The organism is Streptomyces sp. NPDC090077 (genome assembly GCF_044747545.1).
Taxonomy (GTDB): domain Bacteria; phylum Actinomycetota; class Actinomycetes; order Streptomycetales; family Streptomycetaceae; genus Streptomyces.
Genome location: NZ_JBIVEG010000008.1, coordinates 167,847 through 192,701 on the forward strand (window position 1 = coordinate 167,847; position 24,855 = coordinate 192,701).

General features: G+C 74.9%; 23 protein-coding genes. 15 read left to right on the top strand and 8 right to left on the bottom strand.

Annotated features, from left to right (window positions below):
* Window positions 1-86: 86 nt before the first annotated feature.
* Genes ACIPW5_RS16365 through ACIPW5_RS16385 form a run of 5 tightly spaced genes read left to right on the top strand, consistent with a single transcriptional unit; the run spans window position 87 to window position 4,846 of the window.
* The gene (locus ACIPW5_RS16365; RefSeq protein WP_401245147.1) at window positions 87-1,256 is read left to right on the top strand and encodes an ABC transporter substrate-binding protein; all 1,170 of its coding nucleotides are present in this window, start codon (window positions 87-89) and stop codon (window positions 1,254-1,256) included.
* The gene (locus ACIPW5_RS16370; protein WP_401245149.1) at window positions 1,256-2,158 is read left to right on the top strand and encodes an ABC transporter permease; all 903 of its coding nucleotides are present in this window, start codon (window positions 1,256-1,258) and stop codon (window positions 2,156-2,158) included. The genes ACIPW5_RS16365 and ACIPW5_RS16370 overlap by 1 nt, the downstream gene beginning before the upstream one ends.
* Entirely contained in the window at window positions 2,146-3,045 is a 900-nt protein-coding gene (locus tag ACIPW5_RS16375; protein WP_401245151.1) for an ABC transporter permease, read from the top strand. Before ACIPW5_RS16370 ends, ACIPW5_RS16375 begins: the two co-directional genes overlap by 13 nt.
* 5 nt (window positions 3,046-3,050) lie before the next feature.
* On the top strand, window positions 3,051-4,190 hold the full coding sequence (locus tag ACIPW5_RS16380; RefSeq protein ID WP_401245153.1) for an ABC transporter ATP-binding protein: 1,140 nt from the start codon (window positions 3,051-3,053) through the stop codon (window positions 4,188-4,190).
* Window positions 4,187-4,846, top strand: coding sequence for an HAD family hydrolase (locus ACIPW5_RS16385; protein ID WP_401245155.1), 660 nt, complete (start codon window positions 4,187-4,189; stop codon window positions 4,844-4,846). Before ACIPW5_RS16380 ends, ACIPW5_RS16385 begins: the two co-directional genes overlap by 4 nt.
* Here the strand turns inward: ACIPW5_RS16385 and ACIPW5_RS16390 are convergent.
* The 4 genes from ACIPW5_RS16390 to ACIPW5_RS16405 all read right to left on the bottom strand — a co-directional run bounded on the left by ACIPW5_RS16390 (window position 4,827) and on the right by ACIPW5_RS16405 (window position 7,957).
* The gene (locus tag ACIPW5_RS16390; RefSeq protein WP_401245157.1) at window positions 4,827-5,306 is read right to left on the bottom strand and encodes a hypothetical protein; all 480 of its coding nucleotides are present in this window, start codon (window positions 5,304-5,306) and stop codon (window positions 4,827-4,829) included. The two genes, ACIPW5_RS16385 and ACIPW5_RS16390, sit on opposite strands and share 20 nt — an antisense overlap.
* 121 nt (window positions 5,307-5,427) lie before the next feature.
* The gene (locus tag ACIPW5_RS16395; RefSeq protein WP_401245159.1) at window positions 5,428-6,165 is read right to left on the bottom strand and encodes a hypothetical protein; all 738 of its coding nucleotides are present in this window, start codon (window positions 6,163-6,165) and stop codon (window positions 5,428-5,430) included.
* Between the two features lie 92 nt (window positions 6,166-6,257).
* On the bottom strand, window positions 6,258-7,049 hold the full coding sequence (locus tag ACIPW5_RS16400; RefSeq protein ID WP_401245161.1) for a RimK family alpha-L-glutamate ligase: 792 nt from the start codon (window positions 7,047-7,049) through the stop codon (window positions 6,258-6,260).
* The gene (locus ACIPW5_RS16405; RefSeq protein ID WP_401245163.1) at window positions 7,046-7,957 is read right to left on the bottom strand and encodes a RimK family alpha-L-glutamate ligase; all 912 of its coding nucleotides are present in this window, start codon (window positions 7,955-7,957) and stop codon (window positions 7,046-7,048) included. The genes ACIPW5_RS16400 and ACIPW5_RS16405 overlap by 4 nt, the downstream gene beginning before the upstream one ends.
* Window positions 7,958-8,186: 229 nt before the next feature.
* Here ACIPW5_RS16405 and ACIPW5_RS16410 point away from each other — a divergent pair, with 229 nt between their 5' ends.
* The 7 genes from ACIPW5_RS16410 to ACIPW5_RS16440 all read left to right on the top strand — a co-directional run bounded on the left by ACIPW5_RS16410 (window position 8,187) and on the right by ACIPW5_RS16440 (window position 14,954).
* Window positions 8,187-9,761, top strand: a complete 1,575-nt coding sequence (locus ACIPW5_RS16410; protein ID WP_401245165.1) for a sensor histidine kinase — start codon at window positions 8,187-8,189, stop codon at window positions 9,759-9,761.
* On the top strand, window positions 9,758-10,159 hold the full coding sequence (locus ACIPW5_RS16415; protein WP_125820074.1) for a roadblock/LC7 domain-containing protein: 402 nt from the start codon (window positions 9,758-9,760) through the stop codon (window positions 10,157-10,159). Before ACIPW5_RS16410 ends, ACIPW5_RS16415 begins: the two co-directional genes overlap by 4 nt.
* Window positions 10,156-10,512 (top strand): DUF742 domain-containing protein, encoded by a 357-nt coding sequence (locus tag ACIPW5_RS16420; RefSeq protein WP_401245167.1) that lies wholly within the window; start codon window positions 10,156-10,158, stop codon window positions 10,510-10,512. The genes ACIPW5_RS16415 and ACIPW5_RS16420 overlap by 4 nt, the downstream gene beginning before the upstream one ends.
* On the top strand, window positions 10,493-11,140 hold the full coding sequence (locus tag ACIPW5_RS16425; RefSeq protein ID WP_401245169.1) for a GTP-binding protein: 648 nt from the start codon (window positions 10,493-10,495) through the stop codon (window positions 11,138-11,140). Before ACIPW5_RS16420 ends, ACIPW5_RS16425 begins: the two co-directional genes overlap by 20 nt.
* Window positions 11,137-12,366, top strand: coding sequence for a cytochrome P450 (locus tag ACIPW5_RS16430; RefSeq protein WP_401245171.1), 1,230 nt, complete (start codon window positions 11,137-11,139; stop codon window positions 12,364-12,366). The genes ACIPW5_RS16425 and ACIPW5_RS16430 overlap by 4 nt, the downstream gene beginning before the upstream one ends.
* Window positions 12,363-13,601 carry a cytochrome P450 gene (locus ACIPW5_RS16435; RefSeq protein ID WP_401245173.1) on the top strand — a complete coding sequence of 413 codons (1,239 nt, stop codon included), beginning with the start codon at window positions 12,363-12,365 and terminating at the stop codon, window positions 13,599-13,601. Before ACIPW5_RS16430 ends, ACIPW5_RS16435 begins: the two co-directional genes overlap by 4 nt.
* Before the next feature lie 168 nt (window positions 13,602-13,769).
* Window positions 13,770-14,954: an alpha/beta hydrolase family protein gene (locus tag ACIPW5_RS16440; protein WP_401245175.1), complete on the top strand. Its 1,185-nt coding sequence runs from the start codon at window positions 13,770-13,772 to the stop codon at window positions 14,952-14,954.
* A gap of 41 nt (window positions 14,955-14,995) precedes the next feature.
* Here the strand turns inward: ACIPW5_RS16440 and ACIPW5_RS16445 are convergent, their stop codons facing one another.
* The 3 genes from ACIPW5_RS16445 to ACIPW5_RS16455 all read right to left on the bottom strand — a co-directional run bounded on the left by ACIPW5_RS16445 (window position 14,996) and on the right by ACIPW5_RS16455 (window position 17,390).
* Window positions 14,996-15,727 (bottom strand): zf-HC2 domain-containing protein, encoded by a 732-nt coding sequence (locus tag ACIPW5_RS16445; protein ID WP_401245177.1) that lies wholly within the window; start codon window positions 15,725-15,727, stop codon window positions 14,996-14,998.
* Window positions 15,724-16,326 carry a sigma-70 family RNA polymerase sigma factor gene (locus ACIPW5_RS16450; protein WP_401245179.1) on the bottom strand — a complete coding sequence of 201 codons (603 nt, stop codon included), beginning with the start codon at window positions 16,324-16,326 and terminating at the stop codon, window positions 15,724-15,726. Before ACIPW5_RS16450 ends, ACIPW5_RS16445 begins: the two co-directional genes overlap by 4 nt.
* Before the next feature lie 83 nt (window positions 16,327-16,409).
* On the bottom strand, window positions 16,410-17,390 hold the full coding sequence (locus ACIPW5_RS16455) for a DUF1996 domain-containing protein (protein ID WP_401245180.1): 981 nt from the start codon (window positions 17,388-17,390) through the stop codon (window positions 16,410-16,412).
* 383 nt (window positions 17,391-17,773) lie between these two features.
* On the opposite strand from ACIPW5_RS16455, the gene ACIPW5_RS16460 reads away from it, so the two are divergent.
* From ACIPW5_RS16460 to ACIPW5_RS16470, 3 genes are all read left to right on the top strand, one after another.
* A complete protein-coding gene (locus ACIPW5_RS16460; RefSeq protein WP_401245182.1) occupies window positions 17,774-18,508 on the top strand; it encodes a DUF1838 family protein in 735 nt (244 codons plus the stop codon).
* A gap of 399 nt (window positions 18,509-18,907) precedes the next feature.
* Window positions 18,908-20,683, top strand: a complete 1,776-nt coding sequence (locus tag ACIPW5_RS16465; RefSeq protein WP_401245364.1) for a S8 family peptidase — start codon at window positions 18,908-18,910, stop codon at window positions 20,681-20,683.
* A gap of 238 nt (window positions 20,684-20,921) precedes the next feature.
* On the top strand, window positions 20,922-23,678 hold the full coding sequence (locus ACIPW5_RS16470; RefSeq protein WP_401245183.1) for an AAA family ATPase: 2,757 nt from the start codon (window positions 20,922-20,924) through the stop codon (window positions 23,676-23,678).
* A gap of 18 nt (window positions 23,679-23,696) precedes the next feature.
* Here the strand turns inward: ACIPW5_RS16470 and ACIPW5_RS16475 are convergent, their stop codons facing one another.
* Window positions 23,697-24,572, bottom strand: a complete 876-nt coding sequence (locus ACIPW5_RS16475) for a glycoside hydrolase family 19 protein (protein WP_401245366.1) — start codon at window positions 24,570-24,572, stop codon at window positions 23,697-23,699.
* Between the last annotated feature and the right edge of the window lie 283 nt (window positions 24,573-24,855).

Sequence of the window (24,855 nt, forward strand, 5' to 3'; positions counted from 1 at the left end):
TACAGGCGACCCGGGCGAACTGGAGCCAACTTGTTCAGACAAGTGATGCCTGGCAAGTGAAACCCCCTTCGTCTCCGGGAGAGACCGTGTTCAGTTCCTCCGCCCGTCGCGGTGCGGCCGCTCTGCTCGGCGCCGCGATCCTCACCACGCTCAGCGCGTGCGGCGCCGCACCCGACCCGTCCGCCGCCGGCGCCGCGGCCGACGGCAAGGCCAAGGCCCAGCCGGGCACCGCCGCCTCGGTCGCCGACCTCGGGGGCATGGAGGCCCTCGTCGCCGCCGCCGAGAAGGAGGGCAAGCTCAACGTCATCGCCCTGCCCCCGGACTGGGCCAACTACGGCGAGATGATCAAGGCCTTCGAGGCCAAGTACCCGAAGGTCAAGATCTCCAGCGAGAACCCGGACGCCTCCAGCTCCGACGAGATCGCCGCCGTCAAGACCCGCAAGGGCCAGGACCGCGCCCCCGACGTCCTCGACCTCGGCATCGCCTTCGCCCGCAGCGGCGCCGCCGAGAACCTCTTCGCCCCCTACAAGGTCACCGCCTGGGACAAGATCCCCGCCTCCCAGAAGGACGCCGACGGCCGCTGGTACAACGACTACGGCGGCTACGTCTCCATCGGCTGCGACGCCGCCCGCGTCCCCGTCTGCCCGCAGACCTTCGCCGACCTGCTCAAGCCCGAGTACAAGGGCAAGGTCGCCCTCAACGGCAACCCCACCAAGTCCGGCTCCGCCTTCGGCGGCGTCTACGCGGCCGCCCTCGCCAACAAGGGCTCCTTCGCCGACATCCAGCCCGGCATCGACTTCTTCGGCCAGCTCCGCAAGAGCGGCAACTTCATCCCCGTCGAGTCCACCCCGGCCACCGTCGAGAAGGGCGAGACGCCCATCTCCATCGACTGGGACTACCTCAACGCCGGCTACGCCGAGCAGTTCAAGGGCAAGGGCGTCGACTGGAAGACCGTCGTCCCCGCCGACGGCGTCTACGCCCAGTACTACTCCCAGGCCATCAACAAGGACGCCCCGCACCCGGCGGCCGCCCGCCTGTGGATGGAGTTCCTCTACAGCACCGAGGGCCAGAACATCTGGCTCAAGGGGCACGCCCGCCCGGTCCTGCTCCCCGGCATGACCCAGGACGGCACCGCCGACAAGGACGCCGTGACCAAGCTCCCCCAGGTCCAGGGCACCCCCTCCTTCCCGGCCTCCGCCGAACTCGACAAGGCCAAGGCCACCCTCGCCGAGAAGTGGGACAAGGCCCTCAGCTGATGTCCACCACCACCCCTCACACCGGGGGAACCGCCGGCGGCACCACCCCCCGCCGCCGGCGGCGCGGCCCGCGCACCTGGCTCGCCGCCCTCCCCCTCCTCGCCTTCACCGGCCTCTGCTTCGGCATCCCCCTCGGCGCCATCGCCTTCGGCGCGGTCACCCGCACCGACCCCGCCACCGGCGCCACCCGGGTCACCGGCGAACACCTCGCGCGCTCCCTCCAGGGCCCCTACCTCGGATCCCTCACCGGCAGCGTCCAGCTCTCCGCCCTCACCGCCCTCCTCGGCGCGGTGCTCGGCGTCCTGGTCGCGCACGCGCTCGCCACCTCCCGCTCCACCGCCCTGCGCTCGGCGGCGCTCACCGCCTCCGGCGTGCTCGCCAACTTCGGCGGGGTCCCGCTCGCCTTCGCCTTCATCGCCACCGCGGGGATCTCCGGGGTCGTCACCCAGCTCGCCGACCTCACCGGCCTCGGCTGGAACCTGTACTCCTTCACCGGCCTGACCGTGGTCTACCTGTACTTCCTCATCCCCCTGATGGTGATCGTGACCGTCCCCGCACTGGACGGACTGCGCCCGCAGTGGCGCGAGGCCGCCCGGAACAACGGGGCGAGCACCTGGCAGTTCTGGCGCCACGTCGGCCTGCCCGTCCTCGCTCCCTCCCTGCTCGGCGGGTTCGTCCTGCTCTTCGGCACCGCCTTCGCCGCCCACGCCACCGCGGCCGCCCTCGTCGGCGGCTCCGTGCCCCTGGTCACGCTCAAGATCGCCGACGCGCTCTCCGGCAACGTGCTCACCGGCCAGGAGAACGTGGCGCTCGCCCTCGGCCTCGACATGATCCTGATCGCCGGCCTGGTCATGGCGGTCTACCTGCCCCTCCAGCGACGGAGCGCCCGATGGCTGCGATGACCGAGACCGCCCCGCAGACGCACGCGGCCCCGGGAGCCGGGGCCCGCCGGCGCCCCCGGCCGCGCGTCTGGCGCGGAGCCGTACTCGCCCTCGCCGGCGCGTACTTCCTGCTCCCGCTCCTCGCCTCCTTCGTCTTCACCGTGCACGTCCCCGGCCAGGGCATCACCTTCGAGGCGTACACCCGGCTGCTCGGCGCCGAGGGCTTCACCGAGAGCCTGCTGCTCTCCCTCTGCCTCGCCGCCGCCACCATCGCCCTGAGCCTGCTCCTCGCCGTGCCCGCGCTGATCGCCGTACGGATCGGCTCGCCGCGGCTGCGGCCCGTCGTGGAGGTGATGTGCACGCTGCCGCTGGTGGTACCCCCCATCGCCCTGGTCACCGGCATCACCACCGTGCTGCGCTGGGGACCCGAGCACCTGTCCCGGACCCCGCTGTACCAGACCTTCATGGCCGTCCAGAACGAGAAGTTCCCCGTCGTCCTGGTCCTCGCCTACACCGTGCTGGCCCTGCCCTTCGTGCACCGCTCCCTCGACGCGGGCCTGCGCGCCGTGGACGTCCCCACCCTGGTCGAGGCCGCCCGCAGCTGCGGCGCGAGCTGGCCCCACGTGGTCCTGCGCGTCCTGCTGCCCAACCTGCGGGCCTCCCTCGCCGGCGCGGCCTTCCTCACCCTCGCGCTGGTCCTCGGCGAGTTCACCATCGCCTCGCTGCTCGGCTTCAGGCCCTTCGCGGTGTGGATCGTCTCCATCTCCGGGGCCCAGGCCCGGATGTCGGTGGCCGTCTCCATCCTCAGCCTCCTCATCACCTGGCTGCTGCTGCTCGCCCTCTCGCGGGCCGGAACCGCCCCGTCCACCGGGGCCTCCGCCCCCGCCACCTCCCGCAAGGAGCCCTGACCCACATGTCCACCACCCTTCCCGCGGCCCGGAAGCCGGACGGAACCCCCGCCGAACCCGCCGGCACCGGATCCGCCTCCGGCGGGGGCGCCCGCGTCGAGTTCCGCGGACTGCGCCGGGCCTTCGGCGCCACCGTCGCCCTCGACGGGCTCGACCTCACCGTCGAACCCGGCGAGCTCCTCGCCCTGCTCGGCCCCTCGGGCTGCGGCAAGACCACCGCCCTGCGGGTGCTCGCCGGCTTCGAACAGCCCGACTCCGGCGAGGTCCTGGTCGACGGAGAGGACATCACCCGGGTCCCGGCCAACCGCCGCGACGCCGGCATGGTCTTCCAGTCGTACAGCCTCTTCCCCAACCTCAACGCCCGCGAGAACGTGGCCTTCGGCCTGCGCGTGCGCGGGGTCCCGGCGGCCCGCCGCCGCGAACGCGCCGCCGAACTCCTCGACCTGGTCGGCCTCCCCGAGCACGGCGACCGCTACCCGCACCAGATGTCCGGCGGACAGCAGCAGCGCGTCGCGCTCGCCCGCGCCCTGGCCCTGCGCCCGCGCGTGCTGCTGCTCGACGAGCCGCTCTCCGCCCTGGACGCCAAGGTGCGGGCCAACCTGCGCGACGAGATCCGCAGGCTCCAGCTCTCCCTCGGCATCACCACCGTCTTCGTCACCCACGACCAGGAGGAGGCCCTGTCCATGGCCGACCGGGTCGCCGTGCTGAACGCCGGGAAGCTGGAGCAGTGCGCCGCCCCCGCCGAGCTGTACGAGCGGCCCGCGACGCCCTTCGTCGCCGAGTTCGTCGGCACGATGAACCGGATCCCCGGCCGGCTCACGGGCAGCGGCACCGGCGCCGGCGGGGCACAGGTCGAGGTCGCCGGGGTCCGGCTGCCCGTCGACGGCCCCGTCCCCGGCACCTCCGAGGTGCGGGTGCTGGTCCGCCCCGAGAACCTCGTCGTCACCGCCGACCCCGAGGGCACGGCCACCGTGGTCTCGGCCTCCTTCTTCGGCGCCGTCACCCGTCTCCACCTCGACCTCGCCGACGGCACCCGGGTCAAGGCCGACCTGCCGTCCCGTCAGGCCGCGGAGCTGGCGCCCGGCGCGCGGGCCGGCGTACGCCCGGCCGAGCGGCCCGTCCTCGTCGAGGCGGTCACCGCATGAGGGCACCGGCAGCCGTCCTCTTCGACATGGACGGCACCCTCGTCGACACCGAGGTGCTGTGGTGGCGGACCACCGAGGAGACCGCCGCCCGGCTCGGCCACCGGCTCGGACCGGCGGACGCCCCGGAGGTCGTCGGCCGCGCCGTCGCGGACACCGCCGCACACCTCGTACGGACCGCCGGGACCGGAGCAGCCGACGCCGTGGCCGCCGAACTCACCGAGGGCTTCTTCCGCCGGGTCGCCGCCGGGGCCCCCGTCCGTCCGGGCGTCGGGCCGCTGCTGGCCGCCCTGGAGGCGGAGGGCGTGCCCTTCGCCCTGGTCAGTGCCTCACCCCGGGTGGTGGTCGACCAGGTCGTGACGGGCGCCCTGGCCGGAGTGCCCTTCGCCTTCACCCTCTCGGCCGACGACACCGACCGGACCAAGCCGCACCCCGACCCCTACCGCGCGGCCGCGGAACGCCTGGGACTGGCGCCGCAGGAGTGCGTGGCGGTGGAGGACTCCCCGGACGGCGCCGCCTCGGCCGAGGCCGCGGGCTGCCCGGTGCTGGTCGTGCCCTCGCTGCTCGGGGTGCCGTCCTCGCCGGCCCGGACCTTCGCGGCCTCCCTGGAGGAGGTCACCCCGGCCCTGCTGGGCGGCCTCACGCGCACAGCGCGATGAGGTCCACGATGCCCTCGGCGTAGGCCGCCGACACCGAACCGGGCCGGCCCGCCCGGCCGCCGCGCAGCAGCGGCAGGCCGGCCCGGACGTGGGCGGCGCACTGGCCGTAGAGCCCCGCCTCGTACGGGGTCCCGTCGTCCTCCGAGTTCAGCAGGGCCAGCAGTGACCACAGCAGGGCCTCGCGGGTCGCCAGCCGGGGCGGGCCGGCCGCCCAGATCGCCATCAGCACCGCGCAGGCCGCCGGGGCCGGGGGCCATAGCCGCGACCGGGCGAAGACGTGCCCCTCCAGCGCGTGGTAGGCCGCCGGATGCCCCTCGGCCGCGTCCCACAGGGTGGCCTCCAGGTGCCCGGCCGAGCGGCCGCAGCCGCAGACGACGGACTCCCAGTCGTACCGCGCGATGGTCTCGAGCACGGCTGCGGGCACCAGCGGACTGGTGCGCGGCGGTTCCTTCCCTCTCATGGGGCCCAAGTATGGGAGCGGGGCGGCGGCCCGGTCGAGTGCCGTCGCCCGTGCGCCCGCACACCCGCTCACATGTCCGGGCAAACCCGGTTGACCTGCCGGAAGGCGCGGCGGACACCCCCTAGGGAGTGTCCGGCAGGTCCCAGGACGTCGTCAGGCCGTCCAGCCACGAGGGCGGCAGTTCGGCGGCGTCCCATTCCCCGCGCAGCGCGGACGGTGCCGCGGCGAGGCGTTCCAGTACGGCGAGGCTGGTGGGGGAGTGCAGCAGGGAGTAGCGGCCGTGGAGGGCGATGGGGCTGCCCGGGCCGTACTGCGCGTACAGCCGGGTCAGGCGGGGGCGGTGGGCGGCGGCGAACTGCGCGAGGCGGCCCGCGTACCCGGCCCGCTGCCGGGGCCCCATCGTCCCGAGGACGGCCGTGAGCACCTGCTCGGAGACCTCCGGGTCGAGGTCGGAGACGGAGCTGAAGGACAGGTAGAGCGGCGTCACGGCCACCTTCGCCCGCTCCACCTCCATCCGGCGGACCGGAGGCCGGTCGCCGGGGGAGTCGTCCGCCGGTCCGGCGCCGACGGCCCGGCCCAGAGCCCGTTCGGCGATCCCGCCGAGCTCGTCGGTGAGGGCACGGGCGCCGTCGAGCCAGCCCGAGGCGTAGAGCTCGCCCTTTCCGGCGGGAGCGGTGCGCGCCGCGTCCTCGGCCTCCTGGTGGGCGGCGGCGAGGACCCCGGCCTCGACGAGCCCGATCAGCTCCTCGGCGGAGCCGGCGGGAACCCCCGCCCGGCCGAGGAGCTGGACGATCGTCGTCCTCGCGTTGTGGAGGCTGGCCGGGTCCAGCCGCTGCGGGTCTTCGTCGGCGGGGTGCATGGAATCCTCGTCGTCATGGGTCGCGCCGATGCGAGTCTACGCACACCACCCCCCGGACCGGCCGTCCTCCACCCGACTCCTCCGGACTCGGCCTAGCGTGCGCGGCGCAGGGCGAGGGCGGCGAGGGCTTCCGGGGCGCCGGCCTGGCCGCGGATGCCGGGGAAGGCGTTGACGTCGACGATGAGCGGTCCGCCGCCGTCCGTGGCGATGACGTCCACGCCGTACACGTCCAGGCCGAAGACGGCGCCCGTCTCCAGGGCCAGTTCGGTCCAGCCGGCGGGCAGCGGTGCGGGCGCGCGGTCCGGCTCCGCTGCACCGGCGGCGAGTTCGGAGCGCCGCAGGTCCGCGAAGACCCGGTCGCCGATCACCCACAGCTTGTGGTCCCAGCCGTCGTTGGGGGCGAACGGCTGCACCACGACCGGCTCCCGTTCCCAGCCCGCGTCGGCCAGCGCCCGCAGCTGCCCGGGGCCGTCGACGCGGGCGACCAGGTCGTGCTTGCGGCTGAGCCGGCTCTTGACCACCACCGGCCATCCGGGCCGCTCCGCCGCGGCCAGCCCGGCGAGGGAGGCGTAGGTGCGGGTGGCGGCGAAGGGCAGCCCGGCCCGCAGCGCCAGCTCGGCCATGCCGGTGCGGTCCTGGCAGCGTTCGGTGGCCGCCGCCGAGTTCACCACGCGCGCCCCGCGCCGTTCCAGCTCCCGGGCCAGGGCCAGGGCCGAGGGGGTCCGCGCCTTCAGCAGGTACACGTCGGCCCGCGCCCCGGCCGTCGCCGCGGCGGGGCCGGCCGCCGGGTCCAGCACCCGGACCTCGTGACCGGGTGCGAGCAGCGCGGTCGTGGCCGCGAGCAGCGGGTGCCCGGCGTCCGGGGTGATCAGGCCGATCCTCACGCGCCGTCCCCCGCCCCGGCCGCGGCCTGTGCGGGCACGGCGACCGGCCGGGCGTACGGGTACCGGTCCGGGAGGGGCGCGGCAGCCGGGCGCACACCACCCGGGCGGGCCAGCTCCAGCACGGCGCGGGCGACCCGCGCGGCCGCGTCCGGGACCTGGCGGAAGCTCGGGAAGTCGTTGACGTCGACCACGACGGGCCCGTCGGGCCCCAGCAGCACGTCGACCCCGTACAGGTCCAGTCCGTACACCTCGCCCACCCGCTCGGCGATCCGCGCGACCTCGGCCGGCAGCCGTACCCGGCGTTCGCGGACGGGGGCGTCCGGGTGCAGGGGGGAGCGGCGCTCGGTGGCGTACAGCTCGCCGCCGACGCAGTACACCTTGAGGTCGGTGCCGGAGTTCGGGACGTAGGGCTGGGCGATGAGCATGCCCTCGCCCGCGAGGGCGGGCAGCAGTGCGGCGAGCCGGTCGGGGGAGGGCACCAGGTGCACGCCCCGCCCGGAGCTGCCGTCGGCGGGCTTGACCACGAGCGGGTACGCGCTCTCCGGTACGCCCGCCAGGAGTTCGGGCCCGGCGACGGCGTAGGTGGGCGGCAGCGGCAGTCCCCGGGCACTGCCGAGGGCGGCGGCCAGCGCCTTGTCCCGTACGCCGCGGATGGACCGGGCGTCGTTGACGGTGGTCGTGCCGGCGGCGGCCGCGGCCTCCAACAGGGTGAGCCCGGGGCCGCCGGACACCGTCTTGAGCACCCAGGCGTCGTGCTCGCCGGCCCGGACCAGTCCGTCCATGCGCAGCAGTGAGCCGCCCGGGCGGACCACGTCCACCTGGTGGCCCCAGGCGGTGAGTTGCCGGACGACCTCGTTCGGCATGCCGTCGTGGCGGTAGTGCTCCTCCACCAGGAAGCAGAGCTTCATGGACCTTCCCCGTATTCGCCGGACGTCCGCCGATTCCGTCCGGCGTGTGGTGACGTCACAGGATGCCATGGCATAGCCCCGAAACCGCTCCAGAAGGAGCCTAAATGGGCACTACTCAACGTAATGTTTATCAGGACCGTTCCTAAACGATCACCAATCCTCTTATAGTTGTGCCCCGTTGCCACAGGAACCTTCTCTTCCATTTACGCCCGGTTTGAGGCCTTGATTGATGACGGCGCCGCCCTCTCCCCTCCGCCCCTCCGCTCTCGCCCTGCTCGTCACCGCAGCGGCCGCGGGTGCTCTGTCCACGGCGGCGGTGGCCGCGGCCCCGACGGCCGTCCAGACCCCCCTCGCGTGGTTCTCCTTCTCCGGCTCGCTGCTGCTCGCCGTGGCCGCGGGCGCCGTCACCTGGTGGGAGCGCACCGCCCGCGAGCTACGCGGCCGGCTCTCCCACCTGACCGGTGAACTCCAGCTCCGTGACGGCTACATCGCCCGGCTGACGGCCGATGGGGCCCGCGACGCCGCGGCCCGCACCGCGGACCACCACCGGCTCACCGGGGACCACATCGCCGAGGTGGAGCACCTGACGACGGCCCACGCCGCCGAACTCCACCACGTCACCACGGCGCACGCCGCCGAACTGGGCCACCTCACCACGGCCCACGCCGCCGAACTGGACCGGCTCACCGCCGCCCAGCAGGCCACCCGCGAGCGCCTCGGCGCAGAGCTGCGCCGCGCCCAGTCGGGCCGGGCCGCCGCCATGGCCGCCGCCGCCAACGCGGCCGGCCGGATGCAGGCCCTCGCCACCGGAATGCTGGCCGACCTGCGGGACATGGAGCACAAGCACGCCGACGAGGAAGTCCTCGGCGACCTGCTCCACCTCGACCACCGCACCGCCCAGGCGGGCCGCCTCGCCGACTCCATCGCCGTCCTCACCGGAGCCCGCTCCGGCCGCCGCTGGGCCAAGCCCATCGTCATGGAGTCCATCCTGCGCGGCGCCATGGGCCGCATCGGCGGCTACCAGCGGGTCCGGCTGCACTCCACCAGCGAGGCCGCCGTCGCCGGGCACGCCGCCGAGGGCGTCATGCACGCCCTGGCCGAACTCCTCGACAACGCCGCGAACTTCTCGCCGCCCACCGCCGAGGTCCACGTCTACGTGGAGGAGGTCCCGGCCGGGGTCGTCATCACCGTCGAGGACAGCGGCCTCGTCATGAGCGAGGTCCAGCTGCGCCGCGCCGAACAGGCCGTCACCGCCGAGTCCCTGGACCTCGCCGGGCTCTCCGGCACCCGCCTCGGCCTCGCCGTCGTCGGCCGCCTCGCCCGCAAGCACGCCCTGACCGTCTCCTTCCGCCCCTCCGCGCGCGGCGGCACCGGCGCGCTGCTGATGATCCCGGAAGACCTGATCAGCCACGCCCCGGCCGAACCCGTGCCCGCCCCGGCCCTCCTGACGGTCCCCGAGCCCGCCCCGGCCCCCGCCGCGAAGGCGGCCGTACCGGCGCCGCGGACCGAGGCCGAGCCCGTCCACGACACCCCCGTAGACTCCCCGGAGTCCGAGACCACCGGCTCGAACCCGGTGCTCGGCGAGAGCGGACTGCCCCAGCGGCGCCGCGGCCGCACCCTGGCCGCCGCCCACCCCGAAGGCGCCGACGCCGCGCGCGCGGCGGCCCGTACCCCGGCCGCCGGCGGCGCCTCCCGGTCCGCCGCCCGCTTCGGCAGCTTCCGCCAAGCCGTACGCGGCAACGCGGCCCCGGCGCCGCAGCAGCCCACGAACCCCCCGCACCCGGAAGGCAACGACACCCCATGACCGGCCCCACCACCGACGAGACGCTCAGCTGGCTCCTGGAAGGACTCCTGGAGCGGACCCCCGGCGCCCGGCACGCCCTCGTGCTCTCCCGCGACGGCCTCAAGCTGTGCCGCACCCCCGAGCTGTCCGTCGACCAGGCCGACCAGCTCGCCGCGATCTCGGCCGGCATCCAGAGCCTGTCCCACGGGGCGTCCATCGAGTTCGGGGACGGCACCGGCGGGGTGCGCTCCGCCATGGCCGAGTTCTACGGCGGGATCCTCTTCATCGTCGAGGCCGGCGAGGGCGCGCACCTCGCCCTCGTCGCCGCCGAGGACGCCGACGCGGGCCTCGTCGGCCACAACATGTCCGAGCTGGTCGAGCAGCTGAGCGAGCATCTGATCGCCAGGCCCCGGGGTTGAGCCGCGTCAGGCCGGGCCGGGACGACTCCCCGGACCGGCTGTACACCCTCACCGGCGGCCGCAGCAGCTCCGGGAGCGACGCCTTCGACCTGGTGACCCTGATCGTCGCCGAGTGCGACCCGGTCCCCGGCATCCAGTCCGAGCACGCGGCGATCCTGCGGATGTGCCGCTACCCGACCGCCGTCGTGGAGGTCGCGGCCGAACTGGGCCTGCCCATATCGATCGTACGGATCCTGCTGGCCGACCTCCTCGCAGCCGGGCGCATCAGCGCCCGGCACCCGCGCGTGACGACGTACCGCCTTCCCGACCCCGACATCCTGGAGCAGGTGCTCGTTGGACTCCGCAACCTCTGACCCGGGCGAGCCCCGGCAGAACCTCAGCAGCACCGCCGACAACGGTCTCAAGATCGTGATCGTGGGCGGCTTCGGCGTCGGCAAGACCACCATGGTCCGCTCGGTCAGCGAGATCCGTCCGCTGAACACCGAGGAAACCATGACCAAGGCGGGCGAGGCCGTCGACGACACCGACGGCATCGGAGCCAAGACCGCCACCACCGTCGCCTTCGACTTCGGCCGGATCACCCTCGACGCCCACAACGTGCTCTACCTGTTCGGCGCCCCCGGCCAGGAGCGGTTCTGGTTCCTGTGGGACCGGCTCTTCTCCGGCACCCTCGGCGCGGTCGTCCTCGTCGACACCCGCCGCCTCGCGGACTCCTGGTACGCCATCGACCGCCTCGAACACCACGGCACGCCCTTCGTCGTCGCCTGCAACGACTTCGGCGGACCCGCCCACACCCCCGAGCAGATCCGCACCGCCCTCGACCTCCCCTCCGAGGTGCCCCTGCTGTTCTGCGACGCCCGCTCCCGCGCCTCCAGCAAGCAGGTCCTCATCTCGCTGGTGCAGCACCTCCAGCACCTCCACCACCACCGGCCCGACCGGCCGGCCGCCGTCCCGCACCCCATCCCGGAGCCCACCCCGTGACCACCCCCGAGCCGCAGCCCGTCTACCTCGGCGGCCCCCGCTTCCAGAGCGACCCCGTCGAGCTGTACCGCGAGATGCGCCGCGACCACGGCCCCGTCGCCCCGGTCGTCCTCGACGGCGACGTACCGGCCTGGCTGGTCCTCGGCTACCGCGAACTGCACCAGGTCACCAGCGACCCCCAGCTCTTCTCCCGCGACTCCGACCTGTGGAACCAGTGGGACCGCATCCCGGCCGACTGGCCGCTGCTCCCGATGATCGGCCGCAAGCAGCCGTCCATCCTCTACACCGTCGGCGAACGCCACCGCCAGCGCGCCGCCGTCATCTCCGACGCGCTGGAATCCGTCGACCCCTTCGAACTCAAGGGCCACGCCGAGCGCTTCGCCGACGAACTCATCGACGGCCTCTGCGCCAGGGGCAGCTGCGACATCGTCGGCGAGTACGCCATGCTCCTGCCCCTGCGCGTCCTCGCCCGCATCTACGGGTTCTCCGACGAGCAGGGCCCCGGCCTCGTCACCGCCATGAACGACATGATCAACGGCCGGGAGGGCGCCCTCGACGGCCAGCGCCACCTCGCCGAGTCCATGTACGCGCTCCTCGCCGCCAAGGCCGCCGAGCCCGGCCCCGACGTCGCCTCCCGGATGCTGGCCAACACCGCCGGGTTCACCGTCGACGAGATCGCCCAGGACCTGATGGTGATGATGGCCGCCGGCCACCAGCCCACCGCCGACTGGATCGGCAACTCGCTGCGCCTGATGCTCACCGACGACCGCTTCGCCGCCTCCCTGGCGGGCGGCCGGCACAGCGTCGGAGAGGCCATGAACGAAGTGCTCTGGGAGGACACCCCGACCCAGAACGTCGCCGGCCGCTGGACCACCCGGGACACCCACCTCGGCGGCCGGCGCATCGGCCGCGGCGACCTGGTCCTGCTGGGCCTGGCCGCCGCCAACGGGGACCCGCACGTACGCACCGACGCGGGCGCCCTCACCGGCGGGAACAACGCCTTCTTCTCCTTCGGCCACGGGGAACACCGCTGCCCCTTCCCGGCCCAGGAGGTCGCCGAGGCCATCGCCCGGACCGGCATCGAGGTCCTCCTCGACCGGCTCCCCGACGTCGACCTCGCCGGCCCGGCCGCCGAACTCACCCGGCGCCCCTCGCCCTGGCTGCGCGGCCTCAGCGCACTCCCCGTGACCTACACCCCGACCCCCGCGCTTGGAGGCACCCCGTGACCTGCCCGATCGACCACACCGGCCCCGCCCCCCTCGCCCTCGACCCCTTCGTCACCGACCTCGACGCCGAGAGCGCCGCCCTGCGCGCCGCCGGCCCGCTGGCCCGTGTCGTCCTCCCCGGCGGCGTCGCCGTGTACGCCGTCACCCACCACGCCGAGGCCCGCAAGCTCCTCACCGACCCCCGCGTCGTCAAGGACATCAACGTGTGGGGCGCCTGGCAGCGCGGCGAGATCCCCCTCGACTGGCCGCTGATAGGCCTCGCCAACCCCGGCCGCTCCATGCTCACCGTCGACGGCGACGAGCACCGCCGGCTGCGCACCCTCGTGGCCCAGGCCCTGACCGCCCGCCGGGTGGAGAAGCTGCGCGCCGGCATCGAAGCCCTCACCACCCGGTCGCTCGACGCGCTGGCCGCCCTCCCGGCCGGGGAGACCGTCGACCTGAAGGCGCACTTCGCCTACCCGCTGCCGATGAACGTCATCAGCGAGCTGATGGGCGTCGACGCCGCCGAGCACCCGCGCCTGAAGGCCCTCTTCGAGAAGTTCTTCTCCACGCAGACCCTCCCCGAGGAGGTCCCGCAGATGATGGCGGACCTCGGCGCGCTCTTCTCCCGGATCGTCGAGTCCAAGCGGGCCACCCCCGGCGACGACCTCACCAGCGCGCTGATCGCCGCCTCCGAGGACGGCGACCACCTCAGCACCGAGGAGATCACCAACACCCTCCAGCTGATGGTCGCGGCCGGGCACGAGACCACGATCAGCCTGATCGTCAACGCCGTCGTCGCCCTGGAGACCCACCCCGAGCAGCGGGCCCTCGTCCTGAAGGGGGAGGTGCCCTGGGAGAACGTCATCGAGGAGACCCTGCGCTGGTCCACCCCCACCTCGCACGTACTGATCCGCTTCGCCACCGAGGACATCGAGGTCGGGGACCGGATCCTCCCGGCGGGCGAGGGGCTGATCGTCTCCTTCGGCGCGCTCGGCCGCGACGAGGCCCAGCACGGCGAGGACGCGGGCCGGTTCGACATCACCCGCACCCCCAACCGGCACATCGCCTTCGGCCACGGCCCCCACGTCTGCCCCGGCGCGGCGCTGTCCCGGCTGGAGGCCCTCGTGGCCCTCCCGGCCCTCTACGCCCGCTTCCCGGAGCTCAGCCTGGCCGTCACCCGCGGGGAACTGCGCAACAAGCCGGTCCTCACCCAGAACGACCTGCACGACCTCCCGGTGCGGCTGCACGCGTAGCGGCCCGTGCGCGAGGGCGGTGCCCGGGGCCGGACGGCTCCCGGGCACCGGCCCCCCGCCGCGGCAACCCGTACGACCTGCGGAGCATCCGACTGCGACCGGGGGGTGACGGTGGATCAGCCTGCGGGGCGACGAGGGGGCGGCCGCGGCACGCCTAGCGTCGGGTCCATGAAGATCAGACGCCGTACCGCGGCCGCCGCGGCCTTAAGCGCCCTCCTGCTCGCCGTCCCGCTGACGGCGGCCTCCACCGCATCCGCCGCCCCCTCCGCCCTTTCCGCGGCCGCCGGGGCCCGCACGGCCGCGGCCCCCGAACTGCCCGCGCCCACAGGACGGTTCGCGGTCGGCCAGGAGGACCTCCACCTGACCGACCGCAGCAGGACCGACCCCTGGGCGCAGAGCGGCCCCCGCGAGCTGATGGTCACCCTGCGCTATCCGGCACAGCGCGGTACCGGCCGCGCCCCCGCGCCCTACCTGAGCACCGAGGAGGCCCGGCTCATCCTCACCGCGAAGGGCCTCGACAAGGTCATCGACCCCGCCGCCTTCGCCGCCACCCGGGCCCACGCCCGCGTCGGCGCCCGGCCCGTCCAGGGCCGCTACCCGCTGATCGTGCTCTCGCCCGGATTCACCGTGCCCCGCGCCACCCTCACCTCCCTCGCCGAGGACCTGGCCTCCCGGGGCTACGTGGTCGCCGCCGTCGACCACGCCTACGAGAGCGATGCCGCCGCCTTCCCCGGCGGCCGCATCCTGACCTGCCTGGCCTGCGGACCGGCCGAGGGCCCGGGCGGCCACCACGCCGTCACCGACGTCCGGGCCAAGGACGTGTCCTTCCTCCTGGACCGGCTCACCGGCCGCCACCCCGCGTGGCGCCACGCCGGGCTGATCGACACCACGCGCATCGCCATGGGCGGCCACTCCATCGGCGGCAGCGCCGCCCTGAAGGCCATGGCCGCCGACCCGCGGATCCGCGCGGGCGCCGACCTGGACGGGGGCCTGCCCGCGCCCTACCCGGCCGCCGGTATCGGGGGCCGCCCCTTCCTGTTGTTCGGCGCGGCCGACAGCGCGCCCGGGAGCTCCTCGAACGGCGACTGGGGCGGGGCGTGGCCGCGCCTCGACGGCTGGAAGCGCTGGATCACCGTCGACGGCACCGACCACTTCGGCCCCACCGACTTCCCCGCCATCCGCGACCAGCTCGGCGTGCCCCACCCGGACGCGCCGCTGTCCGGCGCCCGTGCCGTCGAGCTGACCCGGACCTACGTCGCCGCCTTCTTCGACCGGCACCTGAAGGGGAAGCCCGCACCGGTCCTCGACGGCCCGTCCGCCGGCGCCCCCGAGGTCCGCTTCCACCACCCGTGACGGGACGGTACGGGGACCCGCGCGGGTCCCCGTACCACCCCCTACACCGGCACGGACACGAAGGTCCGGCCCGCCTCGTTCACCACCAGGACCTCCTTGACGTCCGAGGGGTCCACTGCCGCGGAGCCGTCCAGGGCCGCGCCCTTGCCCTCGCCGTGCTCGGCCGTGCCCACCACCCAGCCGCCGGCCGTGGAGCGCGTACCGTCCCGCGAGACCACCACCAGACGGCACCGCTCGCCCGCCGGCACCCCGGTCACCGCCGCGTGCAGCCGCACCCACTTGGCGGCCGGCGTCAGCTGTACGGTCATCCGGGCGCCCGTACCCGCGTCCGTCGCGGAGGCCACCCGGGTCCCCGCCACCGGCGGCGAGGGCAGCGCCGACGCGGTCGGCGACGGCGGCGGGGGCAGCGCCCCGGTGCTCCCGGTGTCCGCGCCCACCCGGGCCCCGGCCCAGAACACGGCCGCCAGCGAGGCCGCCGCCGCCAGGCCGACCACGCCGGTCCGCCACCGTGCGGCCGACGCCCGTTCCCCGCGCACCTGCCGCAGGGTCCGCTGGAGCATCAGGTCCCCGCCCTGCGGGGGCCCGTCGAGGAAGGCCTCCTCGGGCACCTCCCCGAGGGCCCTCTCCATCTCGCGCAACGCGGCCACCTCCTCCCGGCACCGCACGCAGTCGCCGAGGTGTTCCTCGACCCGCCGCACGTCCTCCTCGTCCAGGACGCCGAGCACGTACGGGCCGAGCAGTTCCAGTTCCTCCTCGTGCCGCTGCCGGTTCACGCCACCACCTCCCGCAGTCCGCCGGGCTGCTGGGGCGGCCGGCCGTTTCCTCTCCTTCTGGCGCCGTCACCGGCGCCGTCCCCGAACACCTCGCGCAGGGCCTTCAGCGCGTAGTGCGAGCGCGACTTGACCGTGCCCGCCGGGATGCCGAGCCGGTCCGCGGCCTCGGCCACGCTGTGCTGGCGGTAGTACAACTCCGTCAGCACGTCCCGGTGTTCCGGCGACAGCCGGTCCAGTGCGCCGAGCACCGTCATGGTGTCGACCACCGCGTCCGCGTGGTCCCCCTCGACGGGGGGAGCGGCCGCGGAACCGGAGACCTCCGGCGGCCGTGCGGCCTTGGCGCGGTACCGGTCCGTGATGATGTTGCGGGTCACGGTGAGCAGCCAGCCGCGCACCGAGCCCTTCCCGTTCACCAGGACCTCGGAATGCCGCCAGGCCCGGATCAGGGTCTCCTGGACGACGTCCTCGGCGGCGGCCCGGTCCCCGGTCAGCCGGGTCGCGTAGGCCAGCAGGGCGTTGCCGTGCTCCTCGTACACCGCCCTGATCAGTGCCTCGTCGGTCGAGCCCCGCCGACTGCGGGGCCACAGTGGTCCAGGCATACAGGTTCTCCGTCCGCCTCGTTCTGCGTCGTGCGGTCGGAACACGCCTGCGGGCGCCCACCGGTTCATGTGACCCGCGTCACTCACATCCGGCAGGTGCGGCCCTCGTTGAGGCAGCCGACCAGTTCGCCCATCCGCCCGTCGGTCATCACGTCCACGAACATGGCGTGGTCGGTCTTCGGGCTGTGCCGCTGCTCGGGGAAGGAGTCGAGGGCGATGGGCACCTGCGGCGCCACCGCGTAGGCCAGCGACAGCCGCAGCTCGGGCACGGGGAACGTGCCCGAGGGGCACACTCCGCCGGCGGAGGGGAACACCAGGTGGGAGCGGTGGTCGGCGGCGGCCGTGTCCAGCCCGTTCCAGCAGGAGGGGAAGACGAGCGTACGGGTCACCAGCTCGCCGGCCGGGCAGCGCGGGTAGCCCGTCGTGGACCGGCCGGGGGAGCCCGAACAGCCCCAGCGGGCCCGGACGCCGGCGTCCGTGGCGGCCGTGTACGCGACGGCGTCGCCCGTCATCGCACGCAGGAAGCGGGGCATCGCCACCACCTTGCCGACCGGGCTGCCGCGGAACTCCACCCGCACGGAGGCCTCGCGCAGGATCTCCCCCGTGTTGCCGTGCCCGGCGGCTCCCTCGTGCGCGCGGTCGCCCGGCCGGTCGGTGCGCCGCAGGACCGGCCAGTAGTACGAGGAACGGTCGCCGCCGGTGCAGCTCGTGGCGGCGGCGGCCAGCGAGGCGTCGGTGGACAGGGCGTCCGTGGACAGGTTGCCCACGTACGCGTGGGTGTGGTGGGCGCCCGACGGCAGTCCGGGCGAGACCACGAGGTTGTCCTCGTTCCAGTGGCCCTCCTCGTTGCGCCCGCAGTCCACGGTCACCGTGCCCGTCGAGGCGTCCGGTCCGGCGGGCGGCGGAGCGGGCTCGGGCGCGACGGCGGAGAGGTCCACGCGGTCGCCGACGGCGGAGGCGTGGCGCGGGGCGGCCGCCCGGGAGGCGCCCAGCACGGCGGCGGCCAGCCCGAGGCCCAGCACCAGGCAGACGAGCAGCGCCGGCAGGCGGTTTCCGTTCCCCATGACGGCCACGGTCGCCGCTGCCGCGCCGGGCCGTCAACCGGGCGTCCGCACCAGGGCGCTGCCGCGGGTTCGGAGGTGTGCACCGTTGCCGCCCGGCACCCCGGGCACCGGGTACCGGGCGCCGCCCCGGGCCGCGCCCCCTCGCCCCCGTCCGGGCTCCTTCCGGGCCCGTCGGGCCCCGCTGCCGGGGCCGCGCGGTCCGCGTCCCGGCCTGCGCCCCGGCCCGGTCACGGGGCCGCCCGGCCCGGGCAACGGCCCGTTCCGCCTCCGGGAGGGTCCCTGCCGGGGCCCGCGCCGCCCGGCGTCCGTTCCGGCCCCGCGCAGCGCCAGGTTGGCCCGTCCGGTGCTTGTCCGGCCGGGGCCCCGGCCCCGAGAGTTCTCGTATGACACCGGAAGAGCTCCTGCGCGACTTCGCCCGTACCCGCGCCTCCCTCGACGGCGGGGACACGGTCTTCTGGTGGACCGGCGACATCCACTCCTGGGCCCCCGGCGAGCCCTACCGCCGCCTCTTCGGCTTCGAGGGCCTCAACGCCGCCCGGCTGGAGGCCGACGAGGAGGGCGGCGGCCACCGGATGCTGTCCCGCGAGGCCGCCTTCTACCTCGACCCCGTCACTCGGGAGATCCTGGAGACCTGGCAGGACAAGCCCGTGGTGCACGTCTGGAACGATCCGGCCAACCAGCGGTGGCGGCCCTTCCCCGTCCCGCGCACCGAACTGGGCGACCAGGTCTGCTTCAGCCTGGAAATCCCCCTCGCCTACCCCTCCCCGCTGCCGGTCGCCGACTACCCGCTGAACTCCGCCGACGACACCTACCGGGCCCTGGAGCTCTTCCAGTTCTTCACCTCCGCCGCGGCCCTCGCCGGCGACGCCCCGAGCGTCCCCGCCACCATGTCCTGGACCCGCATGTCCCCCTGGCTGCCCTGGATGGAGCAGGGGCAGCGCCCCGGCGGCCTCGCCTTCCACTGCCGGGGCGTGAAGCTCGCCTCCTACGCCGAGGTGCCCGAGCGCACCCGTGCGTACATCGCCGCGCACCACCCGGAGTTCGCCCGCGCGCCCGAGAAGTGGGCCGAGCCCAACGAGTCCAGCTGGACGTACTTCCGCAGGCTCAACCCGCGCTGACCCCGGGGAGGGAGCCGACCCCCGGTAACCCCCGGGCGGGGGAGGGGCCCCACAGGGTCCGGACAAGGGTTTTCCCCGTATCGGGTTCACTCCCGCGTTGCCTACTGTCTGCCCACCGGCGATCTTCCGCGCCCCGGGCGGCCCCGCACCAACCCCACATGGTGTGAAACGACCGCGGACGCGCTGACCGCCGGGTACGCCGTCGCCCAGCCCCGCCGTTGCGGCCGGGCGACGTGGCGCGGCGGTGCCGGGGCGGGTTCGACCAGCCCGTCCGGGTTCCGCCACCGCCTGTTCCACCTCCCACACTGCACCGACCGGCCGCTCCGGCCTGCCCGGAACCGGCCCGTAAAGGGGAACAACGTGCACGCACCCCGTCGACGGCTCATATCCGTCGTCGCCATGTCCGTCACCCTGCTCGCAGGGTCCGCCACCGCCGCGGTGGCCGTGACGCCCGCGAACGACCCGGCAGCCTCCACCCTCCCCGCCGCGGCGGCCCCCGCCACTCCCGCCGCCGCCCCCGTCGAGAACCTGATCGTCGGCTACAAGTCCTCGGCTTCCGAGGCCAGCTCGAACGACGCGGCCGCGAACGACGCCGCCGCCAAGGGCCAGAAGGCCGGCAAGAAGGCCAAGTTCGACCGCCGCCTCGGTACCGGAGCCGCGCTCGTCAACCTGGGCGGTGCGACCGCCCCGGCCGACGCCGCGAAGGTGATGGACCAGTTCCGTGCCGACCCGGACGTCGCCTACGTCGAGCCGGACTCCCGCGCCTACGCCATGGCCACCCCGGACGACACCGAGTACGCCAAGCAGTGGGACCTCTTCGAGCCCACCGCCGGCATGAACGTGCCCGCCGCCTGGGACAAGACCACCGGCTCCGGCGTCACCGTCGCCGTGATCGACACCGGCTACGTGGCCCACTCCGACGTGGCCCCGAACATCGTCGCCGGCTACGACTTCATCAGCAGCTCCACCGCCGCCCGTGACGGCAACGGCCGCGACAACAACCCGGCGGACCAGGGCGACTGGAGCGCGGCCGGCGAGTGCGGCACCGGCTCGAAGGCCAGCGACTCCTCCTGGCACGGCACGCACGTCGCGGGCACCATCGCCGCCGCGACCAACAACGGCAAGGGCGTCGCGGGCATCGCGTACAACGCCAAGATCCAGCCCGTCCGCGTGCTCGGCAAGTGCGGCGGCGCCACCTCGGACATCGTCGACGCCATCACCTGGGCCTCCGGCGGCACCGTCTCGGGCGTCCCGGCGAACGCCACCCCCGCCAAGGTCATCAACATGAGCCTCGGCGGCTCCGGCGCCTGCACCGCCAGCTACCAGAACGCCATCAACGCGGCCGTCGCCCGCGGCACCACCGTCGTGGTCGCCGCCGGCAACAGCAACGCGGACGCGGCCGGCTTCTCGCCCGCCAGCTGCAACAACGTGATCAACGTGGCCGCCAGCAACCGCACCGGCGACCGCTCCTTCTACTCCAACTACGGCACGATCATCGACGTCGCCGCCCCGGGCGGTGAGACCCGCCGCGCCACCGACACGCCCGGCACCGTCACCACCCCCGAGAACGGCATCCTGTCGACGCTGAACGGCGGCACCACCACCCCCGGCGCCGAGATCTACAAGCCGTACCAGGGCACCAGCATGGCCGCCCCGCACGTCGCGGGCCTCGCCGCCCTCCTCGTCGCGGCCAAGCCCTCGCTGACCCCGGCGCAGATCGAGTCGGCCATCAAGGCCAACGCCCGCCCGCTGGCCGGCACCTGCACCGGCGGCTGCGGCACCGGCCTCGCCGACGCCACCGCGACCGTCAACGCCGTGACCTCGACCCAGCCCACCCCGGCCTTCGAGAACACCGCCGACTTCGCCATCGCCGACAACGCCACGGTGGAGAGCCCGATCACCGTCTCCGGCGTGACCGGCAACGCCCCGTCCGCCCTCAAGGTGGGCGTGAACATCGCGCACACCTACATCGGTGACCTGAAGGTCGACCTGGTCGCCCCCGACGGCACCGTCTACACCCTGCACAACCGGGCCGGCGGCAGCACGGACAACATCAACCAGACCTACACCGTCAACGCCTCCTCCGAGGTCGCGAACGGCACCTGGAAGCTCCGTGTGAACGACAACGCCGGCGGCGACACCGGCAAGATCGACTCCTGGAGCCTCGGCTTCTGATCCCGGTCCCGCACCGGTCCCGGCGGAGCCCCCCAACTCCGTTCTGACGGACCGATGGTACGGACCAACCCAGTGCGCGGGTCTGCCGGTACCTCCCGTACCGGCAGACCCGCCGCGCATTCCTGCCGCCTGACTGAATTCTGCGTCACAATCCGGGTCCGTCGGGGGGCTGACCTCGTATTGTCGCGTCTCACAGGAAGGGCACAGGAGCAGGGGCGCGAAAGGCTGGTGGCTGTGCGTGGCGGCGACGGGGAACGCTGACACCAACGTCGGACACGGTGCACTCATCGAGGCGGTCGACCGGGCGCTGACCACGCACGGCCGCGCCGTCCTCACCGGATGCGCCGGCTCCGGGAAGACCGAGGTGGCCCGGGCCGTCGCGGCCGCCGCCGGCCGGCGGCGCGAGACCGTCCTGCGCCTCGCCCCCGAGGCCGCCGACCGCGAGATACCCGAGGCCGCCGCCGCGGCCCTCCTCGCCTCCGTCCCCCGCACCGCCCTGGACCGCCTCGCCGGACCCCAGCGCACCGCCATCGCCCTGCTCCGCCGCGAGGCCGACGCCCCCCGCGCCGGCCGCGACCACGTCGCCCTGCGCCTGGCCGTCGTCGAAGTGCTCCGCGGCCTCGCAGCCTCCGGCCCCCTCCTGCTCGTCCTCGACAACGCCCAGTGGCTCGACCCCGAGAGCACCGACCTGCTCCGCTTCGTCCTGCGCCTGACCCCGCCGCGGGTCCGGGTCCTCGCCGCCGAGTGCGTCCGGGACGCACCCGTAGCCGAATCCCTCTGCGGCCCCGGCACCCCCGTCGTCCACGTCCCCGCGCTCGGCGCCGACGAGGTCGCCGAACTGCTGCTCCGCCACGGTCTGCCCGCCCGCCTCGCCGGCCGCATCCACCAGGCCAGCGGCGGCAACCCGCGCCTCGCCCTCGCCCTCGGCCACTCCCTCGCCGAAGCCGCCGCCGGACAGGGCGTCGGCGCCCACCACGCGGACACCCTGCCCGTCACCGGCCAGGCCCGCGAGGTCGCCCGCCGGTTCCTCGCCGCCGCCCCCGCCCGGACCCGCCCGACCCTGCTGCTCGCCGCCCTCGCCGCCCGCCCCACCACCGTGCTGCTGCGCCGGGCCGGACGCCGCGACGCCGAGGCGGAACTCGCCCAGGCCGAGCGGGCCGGGCTGGTCACCGTCGCCGAGGACGGCGCCGTCGCCTTCACCGCCGGCGCCCTGCCGGCCGCACTGGCCGCCGACGCCGGCTGGCCCGAGCGGGCCGCCGGGCACGCCGCGCTGGCCGCCGCCGTCGAGGACCCCGTCGAGTCCGTACGCCACCGCGCGCTCGCCGTCGACACCCCCGACGCGGACCTCGCCGCCGAGATCACCCGCGCCGCCGGAGCCTGCCGCCGCCGGGGCCGGCGGGCCCTGGCCGCCGAACTCGGGCTGCTCGCCGCCGAACGCACCCCCGCCGCCCTCCCCGAGGAGCAGCTCGCCCGGCTCGTCTGCGCCGCCGAGGACGCGGGCTGGGCCGGCCGCGCCGACCTCGCCCGCCGCGCCACCCGTGCCGTGCTCGCCCGCGACGCCTCGCCCGCCCAGCGGGTACGGGCCCGGCTCGCGGTGATCGACGCCGCCGGGCAGGCCCTGGCCGACCTGGAGGAGACCATCGCCCACGCCGTCGCCGACGCGGCCGGGGACCCCGCGCTCCAGGCCGCCGTCCAGCTGCGGATCGCCTGGAAGCACAACATCGGCGACGGCGACCCCGTCCGCTCCCGGGACGCCGCCGCCGAGGCCGGGGCGCTCGCGAAGGCCGGCGGGGACCAGGTCGCCGAAGCCATGGCCCTGACCGTCCGCGCCCGGATGGGCCGCATCCTCGGCTGCCCCGACGCCGAGGACATCCTGGCCGAGGCCCTCGCCCTGCCCGCCCCCGAGGTCCCCCTCGGCATGCGCAACGCCCCCCAGTTCCTCGCCGTCCGGCACGCCCTCTTCGACGACCGGCTCGCCGACGCCCGCCGCCAGCTCCTCGTCCTGCTGCCCGCCGTCCAGCGCACCGGCTCCGCCGAAGACGTCTTCGAGGTGCTGCGCAGCATGACCGAGGCCGAACTGCGCCGCGGGAACTGCGTACGCGCGACCCTGCACGCCCGCCGCGCCCTGGAACTCACCATCGAGGCGGGCCTCTCACCCGGTCCGGCCTGGTACGTGGCCGCCACCGCCGAGGCCGCCGGCGGCAGTTTCGCCCGCGCCGCCGCCTACGCCCGCCGGGGCATCCGGGCCTCCGAGGAGGAGGGTGACCAGGTCTTCCTGTCCCGGGGCCTGTACGCGCTCGGCACCGTGGAACTGGCCACCGGGGAGGCCGCGAAGGCGGTCGCCACCCTGAGCCGGGTCGCCGCCCTGGAGGAGGCCCAGCAGGTGGTGGACCCCTCCGTGCTGCGCTGGCACGGGGAGCTCGCCGAGGCGCTGGTGGCCGCCGACGCGCCCGGAGACGCCGCCGGGCTGCTGGACCGGGTCACCCCGGTCGCCCGTTCCCTGGGCCGGACCACCGTCCTCGCCGCCCTGGACCGGGCCCGCGGGCTGTGCCTGTCCGCGCGGGGCGAACCGGAGCCGGCCGTCGCCCTGCTGGAGGCCACCGCCGAGCGGTTCGGCGCCTTCGGACTGCCCCTCGAACACGGCCGCACCCTGCTGGCGCTGGCCCGCGTGGAACGCAGGCGGCGCCGACGGGCGCCCGCCCGCGCCGCCCTGCGGGCCGCCGCCGACCTGTTCGAGGCCGCCGGGGCCGGGCCCTGGCTGGACCTGGCCCGGGAGAACGCGCCCGAGAGCTGCGGCCCGCACCCCGGGGTGGCGGCCCTGACCGAGGCGGAGGCCCGGCTCGCCCTGCTGGTCGCGGGGGGAGCCAGCAACCAGGAGGCGGCGGCGAAGCTGTTCCTGAGCGTCAAGACGGTGGAGGCCCGGCTCACCCGGATCTACCAGAAGCTCGACGTCCGCTCCCGCGCCCAGCTGGCCACGGAGCTGCGCGGCCGGTGAGCCGGGGCCTCCGCACCGTCAGCAGCCCAGGTTGTTCCCCGGGGTGACGCCCAGCAGCTGGGTGAAGCTCTGGTACTTGCTCACCCGGCTCTGCACCTGTGCCGGGTTCCCGCCGTTGCACTCCAGGGCCCCGTTGATGGAGCGGATCGTCTCGCCGAAGCCCGCACCGTTGACCATGGCGGCGTGCGCGGTCATCGTGCCGGGGCCGTTCTGGGTGTTCCAGTACCAGAGCGCCGTCTTCATCGCGACGGCCGGGTCCTGCTCCACCAGGTAGGGGTTGGCGAGCAGGTTGATGCCGAGCGCGTCGCCCGCCGCCTTGTAGTTGAAGTTCCAGCTGAGCTGGATGGGGCCGCGGCCGTAGTACGCGGCCTGGCCGGCGGGACAGCCGTAGGGCTGGGAGGCGTCGCAGTAGTGCGGGTAGTTGGCGGTGTTCTGCTCCACTATGTACACTAGGCCGCCCGTCTCGTGCGAGACGTTCGCGAGGAAGGCCGCCGCCTCGCGCCGCTTGACGGTGTCGTCGCCGGTGTTGGCGAAGCCGGGGTACGCGGAGAGCGCCGCCACCAGGCCGTTGTAGGTGTAGAAGGGGTTCCGGTTCGGGAACATCTGGTTGAACTGGGCCTCGCTGACCACGAAGCCGGAGGGGTTGCCGGGGTCGGGGTCCTGGCCCCCGCCGCCGCAGGCGCCCTGGTCGGACCAGACGCCCCACTGGCCGGTGGTGCCGGGCGTCTCGCCCTGGGTCCACCACTTGGCCTGCCAGTTGCGGCCGCCGTACGAGGCGGTCGTGCCGCCGGTGTACACGGCGGAGGAGCTCCAGGCCCCGGCGCAGGCGGGGGCCGCGGCGGCGGGGGAGGCGGGCAGGGCGACGGCCAGGCCGAGGGTCGCGGCGGCGGCCACGGCGAGCGAGAGGGCGCGGTGGCGAAGCGTGCGTATCACGTAAGTGCTCCAGGGGTGGGGGGAATTGCCGCGGGGAGGTGGGGGGCGACAACTACCGCCACTGAACCGATACTGGTCTGGACCTGTCAAGGTCTAGACCAAATCCTTTGCCGTCGGGTCCCGGACACGCCGGAGCGGGGGGGGGGGGGGGGGGGCCCCCCCCCCCCCCCCGCCCCCCGGCGCCCCCCCCCCCCCCCCCGGGGCGGCGGCCGCGCGCGACGAGAAGAGCTGGGGTGTGAGAGGG

Coding starts and splice junctions, on each gene's coding strand:
- ACIPW5_RS16370 (WP_401245149.1), top strand. CDS start 1,256: ATGTCCACCACCACCCCTCACACCGGGGGAACCGCCGGCGGCACCACC.
- ACIPW5_RS16375 (WP_401245151.1), top strand. CDS start 2,146: ATGGCTGCGATGACCGAGACCGCCCCGCAGACGCACGCGGCCCCGGGA.
- ACIPW5_RS16380 (WP_401245153.1), top strand. CDS start 3,051: ATGTCCACCACCCTTCCCGCGGCCCGGAAGCCGGACGGAACCCCCGCC.
- ACIPW5_RS16385 (WP_401245155.1), top strand. CDS start 4,187: ATGAGGGCACCGGCAGCCGTCCTCTTCGACATGGACGGCACCCTCGTC.
- ACIPW5_RS16390 (WP_401245157.1), bottom strand. CDS start 5,306: ATGAGAGGGAAGGAACCGCCGCGCACCAGTCCGCTGGTGCCCGCAGCC.
- ACIPW5_RS16395 (WP_401245159.1), bottom strand. CDS start 6,165: ATGCACCCCGCCGACGAAGACCCGCAGCGGCTGGACCCGGCCAGCCTC.
- ACIPW5_RS16405 (WP_401245163.1), bottom strand. CDS start 7,957: ATGAAGCTCTGCTTCCTGGTGGAGGAGCACTACCGCCACGACGGCATG.
- ACIPW5_RS16410 (WP_401245165.1), top strand. CDS start 8,187: ATGACGGCGCCGCCCTCTCCCCTCCGCCCCTCCGCTCTCGCCCTGCTC.
- ACIPW5_RS16415 (WP_125820074.1), top strand. CDS start 9,758: ATGACCGGCCCCACCACCGACGAGACGCTCAGCTGGCTCCTGGAAGGA.
- ACIPW5_RS16440 (WP_401245175.1), top strand. CDS start 13,770: ATGAAGATCAGACGCCGTACCGCGGCCGCCGCGGCCTTAAGCGCCCTC.
- ACIPW5_RS16450 (WP_401245179.1), bottom strand. CDS start 16,326: ATGCCTGGACCACTGTGGCCCCGCAGTCGGCGGGGCTCGACCGACGAG.
- ACIPW5_RS16455 (WP_401245180.1), bottom strand. CDS start 17,390: ATGGGGAACGGAAACCGCCTGCCGGCGCTGCTCGTCTGCCTGGTGCTG.
- ACIPW5_RS16460 (WP_401245182.1), top strand. CDS start 17,774: ATGACACCGGAAGAGCTCCTGCGCGACTTCGCCCGTACCCGCGCCTCC.
- ACIPW5_RS16465 (WP_401245364.1), top strand. CDS start 18,908: ATGTCCGTCACCCTGCTCGCAGGGTCCGCCACCGCCGCGGTGGCCGTG.